This is a genomic window from Aquaspirillum soli, assembly GCF_054781915.1.
Window position 1 is genome coordinate 92,653 of the sequence record NZ_BAAGTM010000005.1, and the last position, 19,792, is coordinate 112,444.

Genomic DNA, 19,792 nt, shown 5'->3' on the forward strand with positions numbered 1-19,792 from the left:
GACTGGGCTTTTTTCAAACTAAAGTCGCTAATTCAGTATATTGAGCCACCAATTTATCTGCAGTGATTAAACGCATCGGTTCAGTTATTGCAGTAGCAACTATTAATCGATCAAATGGATCTTTATGATGATTTGCTAATCCCAATATCGCAATCGCATGTTCACTGCTAATAGGAACCTCTATAAAACCACTTTGCTCTGCAGCTTGGCGAATTTCGAGCAAATCGACTTCTAATTTGCCTAGTCCAATCTTAATCGCCAACTCCCAATAACTAGCGGCACTGATATACACCTCGGTTGCATTCTCAATCAAACGCCGCGCTTGATTAGACAACTTTGGATCATCTGCCAGACACCACAATAAGATATGAGTATCCAACAACACTCGCATTAAACTTTTCCTTGAAACAACATTAACTCATCATCTGCTAGCGGTTTGTCAAAGTCATCTGGAACTGTCAGTTTGCCTTTCAATGCGCCAAATCGCTGTAACTTGATGGGATTGAGTGGCACCAATTTAGCAACTGGCCGGCCATGCTTGGCAATAATGGTTTCCGATCCATCCAATGCTTTATCCACTAATTGCGATAACTTGACCTTAGCTTCTGCAAGAGCAATGGTATTCATCACTGAGCTCGCTTTCTTAAAGTGTGGCGCTAACTTTATTAAACATAAAGAGCCAAAACAAAGCAAAGAAAAACCCAGTCTTATTTGACTGGGCTTTTCAACTCACATTCAAGCCCCCAGCTAATGGGGTTTTGCGTGGCTTATTTACGGAATGGCGTGGAATACATAAATTGTTCCAAAGAGGCATCCGTCAGGCTAAACCAACGGTGTTGCACATTACGATAAGAAACCCAATCGGTGTAGATCTTCTTAAACAGCGGATTTTTTGCCGATTCTTCTTCGTAAATCTCGATAGCGGCTTTTTGAGCTGCCACCAAAATATCTTTTGGATAACGATGTAATTTCACACCATTACCCACCAAGCGGGCCAAGGCTTGTGGGTTTTTGTGATCGTACTCTGCCAACATATTAACGTTGGCTTCTGCGGCGGCGGCTTCTAGTGCAGCCTGATAGGCCTTCGGCAGTTTTGCCCATTGATCTTTATTGATGTAGAAGCTGATTTGTGGACCGGGTTCCCAGAAACCAGGGTAGTAGTAGTTTTTCACGATTTTGAAAAAGCCCAGTTTTTCATCATCGTAAGGCCCCACCCATTCAGTCGCGTCAATCGAACCTTTTTCCAGTGCAGGATAAATATCGCCACCCGGAATACTTTGTGGCACCGCACCCAACTTAGCCATCACCTCGCCACCGAGGCCAGGGATACGCATTTTCAGGCCTTTGAGATCGGCCAGCCCTTTTAGCGGATTACGGAACCACCCCCCCATTTGCGCACCCGTATTCCCCCCCGGCAGCGCATAAACTTTGTATTGGTCAAACAGTTCGGCCATCAATTTACGACCGTTGCCAAAGTACATCCACGCATTCTGTTGCCGTGCGGTCAAACCGAAAGGCATCGAGGTATCAAAACCAAAGGCTTTGTTTTTGCCAACGTAGTAGTAACCGCAGGTGTGGCACATTTCAACCGTGCCATTTTGTACTGCATCGAGGGCTTGTAACCCCGGCACAATCTCACCAGCGGCAAAGACACGAATTTGAAATTTACCGTCGGTCAGTTCAGCTACCCGTTTTGCCAATACGTCAGCACCACCGTAAATGGTGTCCAGTCCTTTCGGGAAGCTGGAAGTTAAACGCCAACGGACTTGTGGTTCTGAAGCAATGGCAGGGGCGGCAATAGTACCGGCCACTAAGCCAGCGCCAGCGGCTTGTTTTAAAAAGGCACGACGTTCCACTGATGAATCTCCTCTTAACGTCCTTACCGCCCTTCACGAGCGGTTTTTTGCGGTACCCATCATCTGATGATGAGTCGTTTTAATCACGGGAGTCCCTGTTTTAGAACAGTTGGCGGGGTTTGCCAACTGTTTCCGATAGTGCAATGCAACAAAGCGTACCCAAAGAAAACGCTAATTTTCCTTAAAATTCGCTATTTTTCAGCATCATAGTACGACAACAAAGCAACTTTTCACTGAGCCAGTCGCTTTAACGCAATTGTGCCAAAGCGTGGATTCGGTCTTCAATACTGGGATGGCTGGCAAACCACTCACTCCAGCCACGCCCACCGGCAATCCCCGATGCAGCCATTTCTTTTGGTAAAGACGAGACCTCTACGCCGCCCAAACGCTGTAGTGCACGAATCATCGGCTGTGTGGTACCCATAATACGAGCGGCGCCTTCATCTGCGCGAAATTCACGTTGACGCGAGAAATACATAACAATGACCGAAGCCAAAATTCCAAACACAATCTCACAGACAATCACTGTCACCATATAACCCAACCCTGGCCCCGTGTTCTCCTCATCATCTTTACGCAGCATTTGATCGACAAAATAGCCCACAATCCGCGCAAAAAAGATCACAAAGGTATTCACCACGCCTTGAATCAAGGTCAGCGTCACCATATCACCATTGGCCACATGTGCGACTTCATGTGCTAACACGGCCTCTACTTCATCACGGCTCATGTTGTATAGCAGTCCCGTTGAGACGGCTACCAGTGCATTGTCACGGCTGGCCCCTGTGGCAAAAGCGTTTGGCTCACCTTCATAAATCGCCACCTCTGGCATACCAACCCCAGCAATTTGGGCTTGTCGTGCCACGGTAGAGACTAACCAATGCTCCAGTTCATTACTCGGTTGTTGAATCACTTGGGCACCCGTTGACCACTTAGCCATCGGCTTGGACATCAACAACGAGATAAAACTACCACCGAAACCCATTAGGGCGGCAAATATCAGCAACATACCCAGATTAAGACCGTTTGAGGTCAAAAATCGATTCACCCCCAACACACTGGCCGTAATCGATAACACGAGGACAACGGCAAGGTTGGTCACTAAAAAAAGGGCAATTCGTTTGAAATCCATGATCGATTTTCCTTTTGCTAAGTCTGACGACCCACCTAAACCACGCATCATCGACTCAAAAACTTAACGCCGTCTTTTTTGATTGGACTTGGCAGTTGTTTTTTTCGCTTTCTGTTGTGTGGCCTTGGTTTGATTGCGTGGTGTGGTTGCAGGCCGTGAGATACGGCGGGTTGAAGGGGTATAAGCAGGTAACCCATCTTCTGACCACACTAATAAACGCTCACTTTCTTGTTGTTGCCGTTGGCGAATGGTTTCCACCAACTGTTGTAGTTCTGGCCGTAATTTGACGTCTTGAGCTTGTTCTAAAAAGGCCAGAGATCGTTCATGTTGTGCTAATAGACGCTCGATCAAGTCTTGTTCCACTTGTGCTCGTGCGCCTTGGAATTCCACGGGTGCAGGTAAAAAGTCGGCAATGGTCTGTTCAGGATACCAACGTTGCCGCCAACTACGCAGCTGCGCCAATTCAGCAGCCCCCCCTTTCAGGGTGTCGGTCAACATAGCATTTAACGCCGGATGGCCAATTTTCCCTGTTGCACCGAGGGCTAAGTTCAAGGCTTCACGATGCGATTGCGACAGTTGCTGCAAAAAATCCTCTTCAGTTTGCAACACTGGAACTTGTATCACCGGACGCGGTTTTTTATTTGCCAAAGGTTTGACTGTTTTTACCGCTGCGGTCTTCCCGTCAGACTTAACCCCAGTTGGCGTGACACACGCGCTTAACCCCAATACCACGCCGGCCAGACAGAGCCAACGACACCCTTTTAAAAATCGCTTCATCATTCACCCTAATTCGGGAAAGAAAAAAACCTTATCAACAACCCATGGCCTCATGTTTAACGTGGGGTGGAGAGAATATCAACCTCAACACAATTTCCCCCCGCTTGTCGTGCCCGATGTAGCGCCGCTTCTAGCCGTACCAATAATCCTTCTAATGGTTCAATCGAGCTGGCTTCAACCACAGCGATAGTGCAGGTTTGATAAATCGGTTGACTGGCATGGGGATGGATTACACGGCTGTAGGCATCGCGGACATCATCCAAACGACGACCAGAGATAGCAGGGGACGCATTCGGTAGCAAGGCCACAAAACGCCCTCCACTATACCGACCCACCCAGCGTCCACGGGGCAAACTGGCTTTCAAGAAACGGGCAGCAGCACGCAAAATACGATCACCTGTGCCGTGGCCATACAGCTCGTTCAGCTGTTTCATTTTATCTAACTCAATCAAGGCCACACTCAGGCTCTCGCCATGCTCATGAGCACGCTCACGTTCAACTTGGAACACCGATGCCAAAGCAGCGCGAGTCGGTAGGCCAGTCAACAAATCAGTCATCCAACGCAACTGACTGTTACGGTAGCGTTGAATACGACTGTCTAGCGCCTGCAGCAAGGTTTCAATCGCCACCGGCTTACATAAGGTGCCATCAATCGCCGCTGGGGCAGTTTCGGCTAACCATGCGGCTTGTTGTCGATCATGGCATAACAATAAAACCGGCACCGGCGCTAAACTGGCCTGTTGTCGAATCAGTTTCACCACCTCGAGCCCTGTGCACTCGGCTAATTGCTCTTCAATCAATACCATTTCTGGTTTGAAAGAAATCATCCGGTTCATCAGTAAAGCAGGGTCGTGCAAAACCAATAGCTCTGCCCCGTGTTTTTTGAGTGATTCTTGAAATGGGTGTTGCGTCGTTTGACTGTCACATAACAGCATCATCCGCCAAGGCGCCGCGTCTTGTTCACGGCGGGCATGTTCCAATACCTCAACGATTTCTTCCCGTCCGACTGGCCACGTCAATACTGCCGCCGCCCCCACCCGCAAGGCGGCCAGTTGAATTTCAAAATTGGGTTGTGGACATAGAAAAATCAGCGGCACACCTGCTAAAGGCCCCGCGCATAACACTTTCAAACGGCTCAACAGCGGCAAATCTGCCCCATCAAAGCGATTGAACACCAATAAGGCTTCGGGACGTGGCAAGGCGAATAGCGCGTTGACATCATTGACCTGATGGACTTCATAGCCAAACCACTGTAATTGACTGGGCAACGGCCCCACTTGGAAAGACTCGGGCGCCAATAACACCAAGCCTTGGCGTAAGCGTGGCTGGCTTGGTTCAGTCGGAGCAACGGGCGTTGTGGCTTGGCTGGCACGTTGCCGCAATAAATTGCGATGAGCAGCAAGTGTCACGACAAAATCATTCTTATCTTGCGGCAAATCGGCAACACAACCATGTAAGAAATGCGCCAAACGCTTGGCTTCGTTGGCCAGCCCGTCGTTATTTTCATGTTCAGCCAGACACTTCAAATTGAGTGCCAAATATTCCGCATGGGCCAACTCAGCCAAACTGATCTGTTTTACCAATTTTGAGCAAACCGCCTCTAACTCGGATAAAACAGGCACAAAGGGAGGGGAAATTAAGAGTGTCATAGTGTGGTCTGGCCTTACGAAAATCACTGTACTGCTATAATCGGCAACCTGATAGCGAAGCGAAGGCGGCGATGAAAAACGTATTTTATGAAGAAGATGGCAACTTTAAGGTAGGCAGTATCATGACGGCAACCGATGCCAGCCTACAAGTCGAAGCGCCACATGGAAAGCGCAGTAAAATCAAAACAGCACAGGTTCTATTACGTTTTGAAGGTACCGCAGCCGACTTTTTACCACAGGCGGAAGCGCTCGCTGCCGAGCTCGATATCGATTTTCTCTGGTCATGTTGTGGCAGTGACGAGTTTTCTTTCGATAGCTTGGCACAAGAGTATTACGGGACACAGGCCAGTGCAGTGCAACAGGCAGCGGTTGCTATTCGCTTGCATGGCGCACCGATGTATTTCTATCGCAAAGGTCGTGGCCGTTATAAGGCTGCGCCTGAAGAATCTCTGCAAGCGGCTTTGGCCGGTATTGAACGCAAAAAGCGCGAACAACAACAAATCGACCAATGGTTAGCTGATTTAACCCAAGGTCAAGTTCCACCGAACTGGTTGCCACATATTCCTGCTTTGCTGACTAAACCAGACAAAAACACCTTGGAATATAAAGCACTCGATCAGGCCAGCCAACATTTAGCCGAGTCACCCCTGCGCCTATTAGCCAAACGCGGCGGGATTCCTTCCGTCCCACAGTTTTTGCTGTCTTGTTTCTTGTTAGAACACTTTCCCAAAGGTCGTGGTTTTCCATCCTATCAAGCCCCGACACTGCAACATGAACTACCACAGGCGAATGTCCGCGCATTCTCGATTGATGATGCTGCCACCACAGAAATTGACGATGCTTTCTCACTGGTCAAACAAGATAATGGGCATTATCAGGTTGGGATTCACATCGCTGCACCTGCGCTCGGTATTTCAGCCCAAAGTGATTTAGAAAAAATCATTCAACAACGGTTATCCACCGTGTATTTCCCCGGCGACAAGATCACCATGTTGCCGGAAGAGGTGGTCACACACTTCACACTTAAAGAAGGACATTACGTCCCTGCTTTGAGCATGTATATCGATGTCAGCCCAGAGTGGGAGATTCTTGGCCATCACAGCGTGTTAGAACAGGTTTTTATCGCAGATAACCTACGCCATGACCGTTTAGAAGTGTTTTTCAACGAAGAAACGGTGGGACAACAACAGGGAGAAGCCTATCCCTACAAAGAAGAATTAAACTGGCTATGGCAATTTGCCAATGTGCTGGAGCAAAAACGTGGCAAAGCAGATCCGAATCGCCCACCACAGGTAGATTACAACTTTGCCCTTGAGGGTGAACGAGTGATTATCACCCGCCGCAAACGCGGTGCGCCAATGGATAAGTTGGTGTCTGAATTGATGATTTTGGTCAACAGCACTTGGGGCGGGGATTTAGCACAGGCAGGGATTGGTGGGCTCTATCGTGCACAAACCAACGGTAAGGTCAAAATGACCACCAGCCCACTGCCGCATGTCGGCTTGGGTGTTGAACAATACGCTTGGTCCAGCTCCCCGTTGCGGCGAGCAGTCGATTTTGTCAATCAACAACAATTGATTGCCATGGTGACAGACACCCCACCGCGCTTTGCACGGAATGATGCAAGCTTGTTTGCAGTGCTGCGTGATTTTGATGCCGCCTATACCGCCTATGGCCAATTCCAATCAAAAATGGAACGCTATTGGTGTTTACGTTGGTTGCAACAGGAAAATATCACCGACACCACGGCAACTTGGCTGAAAGAAGATTTAGTACGCCTTGAGAATTTGCCGTTTACCTTCCGTTTGGCTGGTTTACCTAGCGAACTGACACCGGGCACGCGGTTGCGCTTGCAAATTATCAGTATGGACGAGTTAGAACAGCAGTTGGAATGCCGTTATCTTGGTTTGTGCGATGTTGAACCGCCGATCGTGGCAGAAGAAGGTGTTTAACTGAGTACCAGATGTGCAGAGGGCCGCATTGCGCGGCCCTCGGTTGGCAGAAAGACAGAAAACAACAGGTTAGTCGGAAACAATACGGCAAACTACACTTCTGAAAGATCGTCCGCGCAACTCATGCGCAAAAGTTGATCACTGCTAGACCGAGTTTTGATACGCACTTCAACTTCACACAACAACTTCAACAGCCCAACACGCTCGGTCTAACCCTTCTTCAACAAACTACTTTCTAAAGAACAAACTACCGCGCTGACAACTTCCTAACAGCTTACTACCAAACAGCCTTACTGCTTTTTCCAGCCACGTCACAATATCGTGTATCAAACAGCAGACTCTTCATTCAAGCCATATTGCTGTTTTACCTGCTGGATCATTCGCGATCACTCGCAATTCAGTTATAGCCCTTATTGCACAAAAACCTAATGCTTATTCATTAAAATAACGCGATAAAACCATGACGTTAAGGTTAATTGTCATTTTTTGGGATAAAACGGGCCCAACGTGCACCGCGCATAGCGCGTTTGATACGGGTATAGGCACGGCGGTCTTTGCTGGCGAGGTAGGCCGCATAGGTCAAGCTTTCTTCTAACAGGCTCTCTTCTGACAGGGTTTTATCCACCACGCCAACCGCCGCCGCTTCATCGCCCCCCAAAGCCAAACCGGTCACCGCCATCTCCCAACGGATTTTTTCATTGGGTAAATTACCTAAGCATTCGACCATCACATCAGACAAACTCAACTTCAGATCGACTTCAGGGAAACAAATACGGCCTCGGTCGGCACGCATAAAACGGAAATCACAGGCCGCCGCCATCAACGCACCACCGCCATAAGCATGGCCATTGATCGCGGCAAGTGTTGGTACATTCAGCCAAGCCAAACGAGCCAACAAAGCATCTAAGCGTGGGACAAAGCTGGCAAACAGATAATCCATACCACGGCTACGGATAAAATCGAGATTGATGCCATTGCTGAAAAATTTTGGATCGGCGCTGGCAATCACCAACGCCAAATGTGGTGCGGGGTCGGATTCAATGGTATCGAGATGGCGGTGCATTTCTTCTAACATATCGTCGTCAAGTGCATTGGCCACCCCACTGTTCACCATGGTCAACAGATAAACGCTGTCACGTTTTTCTAAGGTAAAGTAGGTCATGAACTCCATCCTTGTCATATTTTATATCCTGTGCATCATGCCTTAAACGACTGTTTGAATTCAAGTCAAAAATCGGAGTTGAGTGAAAAAAATCGTACAATTTTCAGCAAATTTCATGCCGAGTTTATTTTATGTCTGATTCCTTATTAGCGGGTCTCAACCCACCACAGCGTCACGCCGTCACCCTTGAGCAAGGCTCTGCGCTGGTTCTTGCTGGCGCAGGCAGTGGCAAGACCCGCGTATTAACCACCCGCATTGCTTGGTTGTTACAGGTAAAACAAGTGCCAGCTTATCGCATCTTAGCGGTCACCTTTACCAACAAAGCGGCCCGCGAGATGCAAACACGGATTGAGGGCTTGATTGGGCAATCGTGCCGAGGGATGTGGATTGGCACATTTCATGGCCTGTGCCATCGTTTTTTGCGCCAACATTGGCGAGATGCTGGCTTAGCACAAAATTTTGCCATCATCGATATGCAAGATCAGCTCAGTGCCATCAAACGACTGTTGAAGCAACACAATATCGATAGCGAACGCTATCCACCAAAACAAATTCAGTTTTTTATCAATCAAAATAAAGAACAAGGTCTGCGCCCCCAACAACTCCCACCAGCGCATGATGTCTATGGCAAACAATTGCAACAACTCTACCTTGCCTATCAAGCACAATGCGAGCAGGAACATACGGTCGATTTTGCCGAATTGTTACTACGCAGTTATGAATTGCTGGCGGCACACGCTGCACTACGCGAGCATTATCAACAACGATTTGCCCATCTTTTAATTGATGAATTTCAAGACACCAATGCATTGCAATACCGTTGGCTGACTTTGTTGTCAGGAAGTGATAATCAAATTTTTGCTGTTGGTGATGATGACCAATCCATTTATGGGTTTCGCGGGGCAGAAATTGGCAATATGCGACGTCTGATGCAGGACTATGCCATCGAGCAACCGATTAAACTTGAACAAAACTACCGTTCCACCGGTGCTATTTTGCAAGCAGCCAATGCCGTTATTGCCCGTAACCAGCAACGCCTAGGAAAACAGCTGTGGACAGAAGCGGCAGAGGGTGCGCCGCTTAAACTGTTCCAAGCCAATAATGAACAAAACGAAGCCGAGCATGTGGTTGAACAAGTGCGTGCTTTACGCCAACAGGCCCTGCCGTATAGCGAGATTGCAGTGTTATATCGCTCTAACGCCCAATCACGCTTGTTGGAACATCATTTATTTCAAGCGGGTATCCCGTATCGGGTGTATGGTGGGTTGCGTTTCTTTGAACGGCAAGAAATTAAACATGCGTTGGCTTATTTACGTTTAATTCTCGACCCCGATGATGATGCAGCATTTTTACGGGTGGTCAATGTCCCGGCACGAGGGATCGGCAGCCGCAGCGTAGAACAATTACAACAATTTGCCCAACAACAACAGCAATCGCTGTGGCAAAGTTGTAGCCAACTCACTGGTCGTGTGGCCAGTAAATTCCTGACCTTTACCTTACTGATCGAACGGCTACAAGAAGCCTGCCAATCGTTGGATTTTGCCAGTCAAGTTGAAGCGGTGGTGAAAGGGTCGGGTTTACGCGAGTTTTACGGCCAAGAAAAGGAAGGCCGCGAGCGCTTGGACAATTTGGATGAGTTGGTGAATGCGGCGGCCCTATTTAGCCAAACGAATCCAGAATGGCCATTGGCCGATTTCTTGGCACATGCAGCACTCGAAGCTGGGGAACATGGCGCAAAACCAGGGGAAGATGCGGTACAACTGATGACGGTACACGCAGCGAAAGGGCTTGAGTTTCACAGCGTCTTTTTAGTGGGCCTCGAAGAAAGTTTATTCCCCCATGAAAATGCGCTGAGTGAACACAGCGGTTTAGAAGAAGAAAGACGCTTGTTATATGTTGCGTTGACCCGTGCCAGACAACAATTATTTTTGAGCCATGCCCAAGCCCGCTTTTTACATGGCCAAATGCGTTATCCGCTGCGCTCGCGTTTTGTGGATGATATTCCTGCCAATATTTTACAAACCATTGGGGTTGCACGTTCACCGATTGCACCACACATGCCACACACCGCAGTTGATGGTTGGTTTATTGGGCAAACGGTTGAACATCCAGTATTTGGTTGTGGCAGCATTGCACAAATCGAACGCGGACAAAGTGTAAGAATTCACGTCAATTTTGTGCAACACGGGCTAAAATGGCTCGACCTGCGGTTTGCGTCGATCACCCCAAGACAAATAAATAGATGATAGAAAGCAGTTTGAAAAAATCATGAATACTTTGAAAAGCGGTCATTCTGGCATCCAGACTCTGCGTGTTGAGGATAAAAACCCCTATGCCTCTAAGCTGGTATTGATCATTGACAGTGTGCCGGAAATGCAAAGGGCACTGTCGATGACCTTAGCCAGCTTCGGCGCCAATAAGGTGGAATACGCCATGCGCGCAGGTGATGCTTTATCAAAGTTGGGGCGCTTTGATGTTGATATCATTTTATGTGATTATGATTTAGGTAACGGCTATGACGGTTTACATCTTCTAGCCGAAATTAAAGAAAAGAACCTCATTAAACAATCTTGCGTCTTTATGATTGTGACTGGTGAGCGCCGAGCACAGCGGGTAATTGGTGCGGCTGAGTTATCGCCCGATGGCTATGTCTTAAAGCCCTTTACCGGCGAACAACTGCGGGTGCGGTTAGAACGGGCCATGATTCGCAAAGAAGCGATGAAATGTGTCGATGATTTTATGCTGCGGCATGAGTACCTCGCTGCGATTGCAGAATGTGATAAAAAAATCCTCGCCAAAGATGAATACACCATTGATTTTATGAAGTTAAAAGGCAGCCTTTGTCTAAAAATCGGTGACCACCTTGGCGCTAAATCAGTCTATGAACAAATTTTGGCGGTCAAGCCCTTGGCGTGGGCACAAATGGGGTTAGGGAAGTGCCTCACCCTCGCCAAACAATATGATGAAGCTGCCGTCTTATTTAATGAGGTGATTAAAGAAAACGACCAAATCATGGAGGCTTATGATTGGTTGGCAAGAATTCACCATGCTCGACAAGAGTTTCAAGAAGCACAACAGGTGACAGAACGGGCAGTTGAATTGTCACCGGTGGTGTTACATCGGCAAAAAGCGTTGAGTGAGGCGGCCGTGCTCAATGGAGATTACGAAACCGCCACCAAAGCGATGAGTAAGACCATTGATATTGCAAAATACTCAACCTATCGCTGTGCGGAAGACTATGCCAACCTTGCCCGCTTACAGCGGTTAAAAGGTGATATGGAAGAGGCTTTGCAAACGGCTTCGGTCGTCCGCAGAGAATTTCGCAGTGATCCGGTGGCAAAATGGATGGCTGATTTGGTTGAAAGCCAAATTCAAAAACAAATGGGTAACCCACACCGCGCCCGCGAACTACTCGATCAAGCTGTCATGCAGTATCAAGACCTTGCGCCACTGTTGTCACAAGATGCGCAGTTAGAATTGGTTCACGCCAGCTATCAACAAGGTCGTGATGACATTGGCCAGCAAGTGGTAGAAAAACTGGTCAAAAATAACCACGATAATGAAGAAGTGTTGGATAAAATTGCCACCGTGTTTCGTGTTGAAGGCCGTGAGGCAGATGGTCTGGCCTTGATTGCGGAAAACGTCCAAAGCGTGGTGGATCTTAACAACGATGCGGTGCGTTTGGCACAATCCGGCAAACTGGAAGAAGCGGTCAGTATGTTTATTAAAGCGGTGGAAGAATTGCCATCGAACAGCCAAATTATGTTGAACGCGGTCAATGCGATTTTAGGCTTTGTCCATCAAAAAGGCTGGCATGAGAGTTATATCGCCAAAGCACATGGCTATTTAGATAAAGTGCGTAAACAAGACCCAACCAGTGGGAAATATCAAAAACTGCTACAGGCCTATCGGACTTTGGTACAAAAACACGATAAGCGTGAGTGGTTGGTCTAAATTTTTTTCTGATGATGTTGCAGGATCTTTTTTTGGAGTAAGCAGTCATGGCAATGTATGAATCCGATTTCACCCGATTCATGAATGAATTTTTGGAAAAGAACCCCCATATCGACGAAGAACGCCGTCGCTTTCGTTTGACTTGGTGGGATAAAAAAGTGGATTTGGATGAGCAAAAACGCTTTAACGCAGCCAAAGTGAAACAAAAGCCCTATGTTTACCAACCCGAGTAAGCTTGGTGCGGTGTTTGACCCGCTGTGCGACATCCCCACTTTACAAGTGGGGAACCGTCAACAACCCGGTCAACGCCGGGTTTTTTGTTTTATGACTTTTTCTTAATTTTTTGAATTTATCCACAACTATGCTCAACCGCCGTGCCCGTCGCTCTATGAGCCAAATGAATGTGGTGCCGTATATCGACGTCATGTTGGTATTACTGGTGATTTTCATGGTGACAACACCGATGTTTTCACCTGGCATCGTTAATTTGCCAAGTGTCGGGCAAGCCGCGCAAGTGGAAAGTGAACCGATCCAAGTCACAGTCGACAAAGAGGGTCACTATGCTGTCAGCGATAAGGGAAAAACCGAAACAGCAACATCCTTAGACGCAGTCTTGCCACTGGTACAAGCCCACCTTGGCCCACAAGGACAACGACCCGTGGTGATTTCTGCTGACAAAACCGTTGCCTATGAAAAGGTAATGGATGTGATGTCTGTGTTACAAAAAGCAAATATTGCCCGAGTTGGCCTGCTGGTTAAAACCGAATGATGAAGCACGACAACGAGCAACATAATTGGCGTGGGTTAGCCATCTCTATTCTGCTGCACCTGCTGCTGTTAGGGGCTTTTTTGTTGCAATTTACTTCCCCACCCAAACCACAACCGAGTGCGATTGGTGTGGAGTTGTGGTCGGCACCACCGCCTCCACCACCGCCGCCATTGCTAGGTAGCCAAACCGCTACGACCAGCGCGGCCCCAGTGAGCGAAAGCAAGCCTACGCCACCACCGCCGCCGCCACCTGAAATCGAAGCACCCACGCCAACACCCACACCGCTACCCACACCACCGGTGAAGACGGATATTGCGCTGAAGAAAAAAGAGGTTGAGCCGGAAGTGAAAGAGAAGAAGGTCGAGCCACCAAAACCAAAAGAAGAGAAGAAAGAACCTGAGAAAAAAGTCGAAAAGAAAGTTGAACCGAAACCTGAAAAGAAACCCGAACCGGAGAAGAAGGTAGAAGAAAAGAAGGTTGAGAAAAAACCAGAACCAAAAGTGGAAGAAAAAAAGGTCGAACCTAAGAAAACAGAAGCAAAACCTGAACCTAATAAAAAGGTAGAAAACAAACCTGAGGCGAAAGACAGCAAAAAAACCGAGAGCAGCGCCAAAGACAATAAAGGTAATGAAAAAGGTGATAGCAAAGGCGCAGAAAAAACCGTTGCTTCGCCAGTCAATAAGGTTGGGGGGACGGGAAGCAAACCGGTGAAAGCGGATAATCCATTTGCAGATGATTTATTAGCAGACCTTGATAGCACCAATAGCACGCACAAACCTAACAGCACCAAAACCCAAGCGGGGGCGCCCAATGGTGTCGCCGGGGGGGGGAGCAGCGGTGGTCATACCAAGGGCTATGCAGATTTGGTGATTGCACGGGTTAAACCACGGGTGCAAGTGCCAGATGATGTCACAGGTAATCCCAAAGCAGTGTTAGAAGTGACGTTATTACCGAGTTTAGAAGTGCGAGAGGTCAAACTGCTGCAGTCATCGGGTCATGCTGGCTATGATGATGCGGTACAACGCGCTGTTTGGTCGGCAAAAACCTTCCCACCTTTATTAACAGGGATGAATTTCTCGGATGTGCGTAAAATTCGCTTAGAATTCCGCCCACGTTAATGGGCAGTTAACCCGTTATTGCTATGGTCATCGGTAAGAGGATAATTGATTTTATGCCAAAGTTTTTATTTCACTATGTCTTGTTGCCTTTGCTGCTGCTATGCAGCCTATCGGTACGCGCCAATGATTTAACCATTGAAGTGGTGGGCGGTGGTACCAACCGCCATGCCATCGCATTGCCGGAGTTTGGCCTCGAAAGTGCTTTGCCCGGGGGCCTAACGCCGATTATCCAAAGCGATCTGGCACGTACCGGTGTGTTTTCGTTTGTCGATCCCAATAAGGTCAATAACCGTCCGATTGACCCAGCGCAAATTGATTACCCCGCGTGGCTAGGTGCTGGCACGATGTCAATTGCAGTCGGCAAAGTGACGGCAGGTGCTGGTGGTACGATTACGGTCGAATTTCATTTATTCGATGCGGCACGAAAAACCCGCTTAACTGGTGCCAGCTTTAGCATTCAACCTAACCAGTCGCGCCAATTAGCTCACCGTATTGCTGACATGATTTATGAAGCGATTACCGGCAAAAAAGGGATTTTCGGCACACGTATTGCCTATGTGATTAAGCACAGCGCCAACAGCTATTCCCTACAAGTGGCGGATGCCGATGGAGCCAACGGGTTTACGCTATTGCGTTCTTCCGAGCCGATTATCTCGCCAGCTTGGAGCCCCGAGGGAGGACGCTTGGCGTATGTTTCTTTTGAAAGCAAAAAACCGGTTGTCTATGTGCATGATGTCAGCAGCGGTAGCCGCCGTGCGGTTGCTAACTTCAAAGGCTCCAACTCAGCGCCAGCATGGAGTCCCGATGGTAGCCGCCTTGCCGTGGTCTTAACGCGCGATGGTCATTCACAAATTTATGCTGTCTCGGCCAATGGTGGCGAAGCAGTCCGCTTGTCTAACAGCAACGCCATTGATACCGAACCCGCTTACAGCGCCGACGGCAGCCGGATTTATTTCACGTCTGACCGCGCCGGTGGGCCACAAATTTATGTGATGGGCGCCGGTGGGGGAAGCGCACAACGGGTGACTTTCGAAGGCAACTACAATGTCTCGCCTACACCTGCACCAGATGGCACCGCATTAGCCTTTGTCCGCCGTGAGGCAGGTCGTTTCCGTGTGATGGTGCAAGAAACGGCCACCGGCCAAGCGAACTATGTTACTGACACCCATTATGATGAATCACCTAGCTTTGCACCGAATGGACAAATGTTGGTCTATGCCAGCGAGCAAGGCGGGCGAGGGGTTTTATTTACGGTTACCCGCGATGGATCGACAAAAACCCGCTTAACCACCAGTGGCGGTGATATTCGTGCACCGGTGTGGGGGCCATATCCACGTTAGGCAAACCGTGTTTTTTGATTGTGAATGTTGATTGGAGAATTTCATGATGTGGAAAAAAGTCTTATTGGCCACGATGGTTGCAGGTTCGTTAGCCGCTTGCTCTAGCCCCAAAGGCCCAACTGATCCCAACGCCGCCGGTGCTGCTGGCATGAATGGTAAAAATGGTGCCAACGCCAGTGGTATGTACGGTCAAGGTGGTCTGAATGGCAGTGGGAACGGGATGGGCGCGGATGGCAGCGGCAATCCACTGACCGATCCTAAGAGCGTGCTGTCCAAACGCAGCGTATTTTTTGACTTTGATAGCTCGTTGGTCAAAGACGAATACAAACCTTTGGTACAAGCTCACAGCGAATTTTTGAAGAAAAACCAAACTCGCAAAGTGATTATCCAAGGTAATACTGACGTACGCGGCAGCAGCGAGTACAACTTGGCCTTGGGTCAACGCCGCGCTGAAAGCGTGAAAAGCATGATGCGCGTGATTGGTGTCCCAGAAAATCAGTTGGAAGCGGTCAGCTATGGTAAAGAAAAACCCCGTGCCACCGGTATGGGTGAAGCCGACCACGCACAAAACCGTCGCAGTGATATTGTGTACAACGGCGAATAATCTCGTATTGTAGGATTGAAGAACATGCCTTGGGCGGTCAAAATAGACCGCCCAAGCTGTCTATAAAGCGTGTATTTTTCTTCCAATAGTGATTGATTGACGGATGAGTGGAAAAGTGAAAAAGATTAAACTGCCGATGGTGTTGGTATGTAGCAGTGTCTTATTAGCCAGTTGTGCCAGCGTGGGAGAGGTCGACGCAACACGCCGTCAATTGGCTGAATTAAATCAACGTTCACAAGAGCGATTTACCACACTAGAAAGCCGCCTGAGCAATGAACGCTTATTAGAATTGGTGAATCAGGTCGATCGTATGAGCCAAGATATTGCTAAATTGCGTGGTGATATGGAGGTTTTAAACTACACCTTACAAACCACGCAAAAACGGCAAAACGATTTATATAACGATCTCGATTTACGCCTTGCTCCGCTTGAAGGGAAACCCGCTGGGGGCTCTGGTTCGATTACAACTGACCCCAGCATGAGCAATGGCAATCCCGCCACAGCGACCAGCCCTGCGCCCGCCGTCGCCCCCGACCCCGTACAACTCGAATACAGCAAAGCCTTAGAAAGCTTGCGTGCACGCCAATTTAATCAAGCGATTCCGGCACTGAAAAACTTTATCGATAGCCGCAGCAATGCCCCACAAGTGGCCGATGCCCAATACTGGCTTGGTGTCGCCTATACCGCCGAACGGCAGTGGAAAAACGCCATCGCGGCACATAAATCTTTCGTTGATGGCCACCCCAATCACGCTAAAGTCCCAGAAGCATTACGCAATATCGGAAATTGTTACCGCGAATTGGGTGATAAAGCTGGCATGAAAACAGCTTGGGATAGTCTATTAAAACGCTTCCCGAAAAGCGAAGCCGCAGCCAAAGTCAAACAACAATTAGCTGCCCAAAACGGTTAAACAGACTGTACCAAACCGGCACGATAGGGTCTTGCACATCTCAAGATAAGACACACGGTCTTGTCTCATCAGACAGCCACCAAGCCCTAGGAAAATTTGCGGTACAATCATGAGTCTTTTTTGACGGATTTTTTGCCATGATTGACATCGGTATTGTGATGGGCAGCAACAGCGATTGGCCCGTAATGGAACATGCAGCGCGTATTCTGCGTGACTTTGGTGTTGCGTTTGAAACACGCGTGGTGTCTGCTCACCGCACCCCTGATTTGTTATTTGACTATGCCGCGACTGCTGAGCAACGCGGCCTCAAAGCCATTATTGCTGGTGCAGGGGGGGCGGCTCACTTACCCGGTATGTTAGCGGCAAAAACGGCTGTGCCTGTGTTAGGCGTGCCGGTACCGTCGAAATACCTGCGTGGCGAAGATTCTTTGCTGTCGATTGTGCAAATGCCCAAAGGTATTCCAGTGGCTACGTTTGCCATTGGTGAGGCCGGTGCCGCCAATGCCGCCCTGTTTGCCGTTGCCATGTTAGCAAATGAACAACCGGCATTACGCGATGCCCTTGCTGCTTTCCGACTCAAACAAAGCGAAACCGTCTTGGCAATGACCCTGCCGGAGGTTGAGTGATGGCAGCGATTCTTCCTCCTGCCATGCTAGGTATTTTAGGTGGCGGTCAGCTCGGGCGGATGTTTACCGTGGCCGCCAAAACAATGGGGTATCGTGTCACGGTGTTAGACCCCGACCCGATTGCCCCTGCTGCTGAATTTGCTGATGTGCACCTCTGTCATGCCTATGATGACAGCGAAGCACTCCAGACCTTAGCGAAAACCTGTGCAGCGATTACCACCGAATTTGAAAATGTCAACGCAGACTCCATGCGCTGGCTCGGTCAGTTTGTACCGGTTTCGCCCTCTGGTGACTGTGTCGCGATTGCACAAAACCGCATCAGCGAAAAAACATGGATTAACAAAGCCGGCCTCGCCACTGCCCCTTATCTTGCTATTACCTCTGAGGCGGATCTCGCCACAGACCTGACCCCTTATCTTCCCGGCATCCTCAAAACAGCCCGCCTTGGCTATGACGGCAAAGGCCAAATTCGTGTGCAAACAGCGGCGGAAGTCGCTGCGGCCTATCAACAATTAGGTGCCAACGACTGTGTGCTAGAAAAAATGTTGGCGTTAAAGAGCGAAGTCTCTGCTATCGTCACCCGAGTCTCTGATGCACAAATCAGTTGTTTTCCTGTGGCAGAAAACCATCACGCTAACGGTATTTTAGATGTCTCGATTGTGCCGGCACGAGTCTCTGCAGAATTGGCCGAACAAGCGCAAACGATGGCAAAACAACTGGCAAGCGCACTGAACTATGTTGGGGTGTTGGCAGTTGAGTTCTTTGTCTTGGCTGATGATCGTTTAGTGATCAATGAAATTGCACCACGGCCCCATAATTCAGGGCACTATACCCTCGATGCCTGTGCCTGTGACCAATTCCAACAGCAAGTTCGCGCTATGTGTGGCTTACTACCCGGGGACAGCCGTTTATTATCCCCTGTGGTTATGGTAAATCTGTTGGGAGACAGCTGGGGGGAAGATCAAAGCGAACCCAATTGGGCGGTGTTGATGGAAGCTCCTAACGTGCATTTACATCTTTATGGTAAAAAATCGGCACGTCCCGGCCGTAAAATGGGACACTTTACCGTCTTATCTGCCACCGCAGATGAAGCCTTAGAGCAAGCCCGCGCGATTCAAGAAACGCTCTAATAGACGGCGGATAAGTCGCTTCCACATCCTTTTTTATGACTGAACACAGAGAGAACTATGGCAACAGCTATTTTAATTGATGGTGCGTTTTTCCTGCACCGCTATCGCGCTTTAATGACTGAATCGACCCAGCATAACCCAGAGGATGTGGCGTCGATGATGATGCGGTGGGCACTGTCTCATCTCAACCAAAATGATGAGCGTCGCGACTTGTATCGTATTTTTTACTACGATTGCCCACCCTTGGACAAAAAAGTCACCTTGCCAATCAGCAATACGCCATTCGATTTTGCTGAAACCCACGAAGCCCAGTTCCGACACGGTTTGTTTGATGAGCTGCGGCGCAAACGTAAACTGGCATTGCGGCTGGGGTATCTCGCCGACACCGGACAATGGACCATTAAGCCAACCGTGATGCGGGCACTGTTGCGTGGGGAAAGACAATACAACAGCTTGCGCGATGAAGACTTTGCCTACGATGTGCGGCAAAAAGGGGTCGATATTCGGATTGGACAAGATATCGCCTCGTTGGCGTATAAGAAGTTAGCTGACCAAATTGTGTTATTTGCCGGTGATGCTGATTTCGTCCCTGCTGCTAAATTGGCACGACGAGAAGGCATCGACTTTGTGCTCGACCCGATGTGGAAATCGATTCCCCCAGAATTGTTCGAGCATATTGATGGCCTACGTTCAACCTGCCCACGCCCTATTCGTGATGGTGTTGGCATCGGGCCCACCAACACGCTGCTACCATACCCACCGAACACCAGTAGCTATCCTCCAATTAGCTCGATTTAACTGATTGCCTCTTGT

General features: G+C 48.8%; 19 protein-coding genes. 12 read left to right on the forward strand and 7 right to left on the reverse strand.

Going from position 1 to position 19,792, the window contains the following annotated elements:
* Positions 1–13 precede the first annotated feature (13 nt).
* The 6 genes from ACYVJG_RS06835 to ACYVJG_RS06860 all read right to left on the reverse strand — a co-directional run bounded on the left by ACYVJG_RS06835 (position 14) and on the right by ACYVJG_RS06860 (position 5,414).
* A complete protein-coding gene (locus ACYVJG_RS06835) occupies positions 14–391 on the reverse strand; it encodes a type II toxin-antitoxin system VapC family toxin (RefSeq protein WP_460430385.1) in 378 nt (125 codons plus the stop codon).
* On the reverse strand, positions 391–627 hold the full coding sequence (locus ACYVJG_RS06840; protein ID WP_460430386.1) for a type II toxin-antitoxin system Phd/YefM family antitoxin: 237 nt from the start codon (positions 625–627) through the stop codon (positions 391–393). The genes ACYVJG_RS06835 and ACYVJG_RS06840 overlap by 1 nt, the downstream gene beginning before the upstream one ends.
* Positions 628–767: 140 nt before the next feature.
* Positions 768–1,856, reverse strand: a complete 1,089-nt coding sequence (locus ACYVJG_RS06845) for a TRAP transporter substrate-binding protein (RefSeq protein WP_460430387.1) — start codon at positions 1,854–1,856, stop codon at positions 768–770.
* Positions 1,857–2,103: 247 nt separating this feature from the next.
* A complete protein-coding gene (htpX, locus tag ACYVJG_RS06850) occupies positions 2,104–2,988 on the reverse strand; it encodes a protease HtpX (protein WP_460430388.1) in 885 nt (294 codons plus the stop codon).
* A 63-nt stretch (positions 2,989–3,051) separates the two neighbouring features.
* The gene (locus ACYVJG_RS06855) at positions 3,052–3,768 is read right to left on the reverse strand and encodes a DUF305 domain-containing protein (protein WP_460430389.1); all 717 of its coding nucleotides are present in this window, start codon (positions 3,766–3,768) and stop codon (positions 3,052–3,054) included.
* Positions 3,769–3,821: 53 nt separating this feature from the next.
* Entirely contained in the window at positions 3,822–5,414 is a 1,593-nt protein-coding gene (locus ACYVJG_RS06860) for a GGDEF domain-containing response regulator (protein ID WP_460430390.1), read from the reverse strand.
* 71 nt (positions 5,415–5,485) lie between these two features.
* Between ACYVJG_RS06860 and ACYVJG_RS06865 the strand changes: the two genes are divergently transcribed.
* Positions 5,486–7,366, forward strand: a complete 1,881-nt coding sequence (locus ACYVJG_RS06865; RefSeq protein WP_460430391.1) for a ribonuclease catalytic domain-containing protein — start codon at positions 5,486–5,488, stop codon at positions 7,364–7,366.
* A 472-nt stretch (positions 7,367–7,838) separates the two neighbouring features.
* On the opposite strand, the gene ACYVJG_RS06870 is transcribed toward ACYVJG_RS06865, so the two are convergent.
* Positions 7,839–8,528: an enoyl-CoA hydratase/isomerase family protein gene (locus tag ACYVJG_RS06870; protein WP_460430392.1), complete on the reverse strand. Its 690-nt coding sequence runs from the start codon at positions 8,526–8,528 to the stop codon at positions 7,839–7,841.
* Between the two features lie 131 nt (positions 8,529–8,659).
* Here ACYVJG_RS06870 and ACYVJG_RS06875 point away from each other — a divergent pair, with 131 nt between their 5' ends.
* The 11 genes from ACYVJG_RS06875 to ACYVJG_RS06925 all read left to right on the forward strand — a co-directional run bounded on the left by ACYVJG_RS06875 (position 8,660) and on the right by ACYVJG_RS06925 (position 19,777).
* The gene (locus ACYVJG_RS06875; protein ID WP_460430393.1) at positions 8,660–10,774 is read left to right on the forward strand and encodes a UvrD-helicase domain-containing protein; all 2,115 of its coding nucleotides are present in this window, start codon (positions 8,660–8,662) and stop codon (positions 10,772–10,774) included.
* A 22-nt stretch (positions 10,775–10,796) separates the two neighbouring features.
* A complete protein-coding gene (locus tag ACYVJG_RS06880) occupies positions 10,797–12,482 on the forward strand; it encodes a response regulator (protein ID WP_460430394.1) in 1,686 nt (561 codons plus the stop codon).
* Positions 12,483–12,529: 47 nt separating this feature from the next.
* Positions 12,530–12,715: a DUF3460 family protein gene (locus tag ACYVJG_RS06885; RefSeq protein WP_022653782.1), complete on the forward strand. Its 186-nt coding sequence runs from the start codon at positions 12,530–12,532 to the stop codon at positions 12,713–12,715.
* 155 nt (positions 12,716–12,870) lie between these two features.
* Positions 12,871–13,251 carry a protein TolR gene (gene tolR / locus ACYVJG_RS06890; RefSeq protein ID WP_245556764.1) on the forward strand — a complete coding sequence of 127 codons (381 nt, stop codon included), beginning with the start codon at positions 12,871–12,873 and terminating at the stop codon, positions 13,249–13,251.
* A complete protein-coding gene (gene tolA / locus ACYVJG_RS06895) occupies positions 13,248–14,369 on the forward strand; it encodes a cell envelope integrity protein TolA (RefSeq protein WP_460430395.1) in 1,122 nt (373 codons plus the stop codon). Before tolR ends, tolA begins: the two co-directional genes overlap by 4 nt.
* 53 nt (positions 14,370–14,422) lie before the next feature.
* The gene (gene tolB, locus ACYVJG_RS06900) at positions 14,423–15,709 is read left to right on the forward strand and encodes a Tol-Pal system beta propeller repeat protein TolB (protein ID WP_460430396.1); all 1,287 of its coding nucleotides are present in this window, start codon (positions 14,423–14,425) and stop codon (positions 15,707–15,709) included.
* A 43-nt stretch (positions 15,710–15,752) separates the two neighbouring features.
* Positions 15,753–16,313 (forward strand): peptidoglycan-associated lipoprotein Pal, encoded by a 561-nt coding sequence (gene pal, locus ACYVJG_RS06905; RefSeq protein ID WP_460430397.1) that lies wholly within the window; start codon positions 15,753–15,755, stop codon positions 16,311–16,313.
* Positions 16,314–16,428: 115 nt separating this feature from the next.
* Positions 16,429–17,223 (forward strand): YbgF trimerization domain-containing protein, encoded by a 795-nt coding sequence (locus ACYVJG_RS06910; protein ID WP_460430398.1) that lies wholly within the window; start codon positions 16,429–16,431, stop codon positions 17,221–17,223.
* A gap of 137 nt (positions 17,224–17,360) precedes the next feature.
* Positions 17,361–17,849: a 5-(carboxyamino)imidazole ribonucleotide mutase gene (gene purE / locus ACYVJG_RS06915; protein ID WP_460430399.1), complete on the forward strand. Its 489-nt coding sequence runs from the start codon at positions 17,361–17,363 to the stop codon at positions 17,847–17,849.
* Positions 17,849–18,979 (forward strand): 5-(carboxyamino)imidazole ribonucleotide synthase, encoded by a 1,131-nt coding sequence (locus ACYVJG_RS06920; protein ID WP_460430400.1) that lies wholly within the window; start codon positions 17,849–17,851, stop codon positions 18,977–18,979. Before purE ends, ACYVJG_RS06920 begins: the two co-directional genes overlap by 1 nt.
* 57 nt (positions 18,980–19,036) lie before the next feature.
* Complete coding sequence (locus ACYVJG_RS06925) at positions 19,037–19,777, forward strand: NYN domain-containing protein (RefSeq protein ID WP_460430401.1); 741 nt, start codon at positions 19,037–19,039, stop codon at positions 19,775–19,777.
* Positions 19,778–19,792 lie beyond the last annotated feature (15 nt).

Excerpts from the sequence above, each read along its gene's own strand:
- purE (WP_460430399.1), top strand. The coding sequence starts at position 17,361 with ATGATTGACATCGGTATTGTGATGGGCAGCAACAGCGATTGGCCCGTA.
- ACYVJG_RS06875 (WP_460430393.1), top strand. The coding sequence starts at position 8,660 with ATGTCTGATTCCTTATTAGCGGGTCTCAACCCACCACAGCGTCACGCC.
- tolB (WP_460430396.1), top strand. The coding sequence starts at position 14,423 with ATGCCAAAGTTTTTATTTCACTATGTCTTGTTGCCTTTGCTGCTGCTA.
- ACYVJG_RS06840 (WP_460430386.1), bottom strand. The coding sequence starts at position 627 with ATGAATACCATTGCTCTTGCAGAAGCTAAGGTCAAGTTATCGCAATTA.
- tolR (WP_245556764.1), top strand. The coding sequence starts at position 12,871 with ATGAGCCAAATGAATGTGGTGCCGTATATCGACGTCATGTTGGTATTA.
- pal (WP_460430397.1), top strand. The coding sequence starts at position 15,753 with ATGATGTGGAAAAAAGTCTTATTGGCCACGATGGTTGCAGGTTCGTTA.
- ACYVJG_RS06870 (WP_460430392.1), bottom strand. The coding sequence starts at position 8,528 with ATGACCTACTTTACCTTAGAAAAACGTGACAGCGTTTATCTGTTGACC.
- tolA (WP_460430395.1), top strand. The coding sequence starts at position 13,248 with ATGATGAAGCACGACAACGAGCAACATAATTGGCGTGGGTTAGCCATC.
- ACYVJG_RS06925 (WP_460430401.1), top strand. The coding sequence starts at position 19,037 with ATGGCAACAGCTATTTTAATTGATGGTGCGTTTTTCCTGCACCGCTAT.
- ACYVJG_RS06835 (WP_460430385.1), bottom strand. The coding sequence starts at position 391 with ATGCGAGTGTTGTTGGATACTCATATCTTATTGTGGTGTCTGGCAGAT.
- ACYVJG_RS06865 (WP_460430391.1), top strand. The coding sequence starts at position 5,486 with ATGAAAAACGTATTTTATGAAGAAGATGGCAACTTTAAGGTAGGCAGT.
- ACYVJG_RS06885 (WP_022653782.1), top strand. The coding sequence starts at position 12,530 with ATGGCAATGTATGAATCCGATTTCACCCGATTCATGAATGAATTTTTG.
- ACYVJG_RS06855 (WP_460430389.1), bottom strand. The coding sequence starts at position 3,768 with ATGATGAAGCGATTTTTAAAAGGGTGTCGTTGGCTCTGTCTGGCCGGC.
- ACYVJG_RS06880 (WP_460430394.1), top strand. The coding sequence starts at position 10,797 with ATGAATACTTTGAAAAGCGGTCATTCTGGCATCCAGACTCTGCGTGTT.
- htpX (WP_460430388.1), bottom strand. The coding sequence starts at position 2,988 with ATGGATTTCAAACGAATTGCCCTTTTTTTAGTGACCAACCTTGCCGTT.
- ACYVJG_RS06920 (WP_460430400.1), top strand. The coding sequence starts at position 17,849 with ATGGCAGCGATTCTTCCTCCTGCCATGCTAGGTATTTTAGGTGGCGGT.
- ACYVJG_RS06860 (WP_460430390.1), bottom strand. The coding sequence starts at position 5,414 with ATGACACTCTTAATTTCCCCTCCCTTTGTGCCTGTTTTATCCGAGTTA.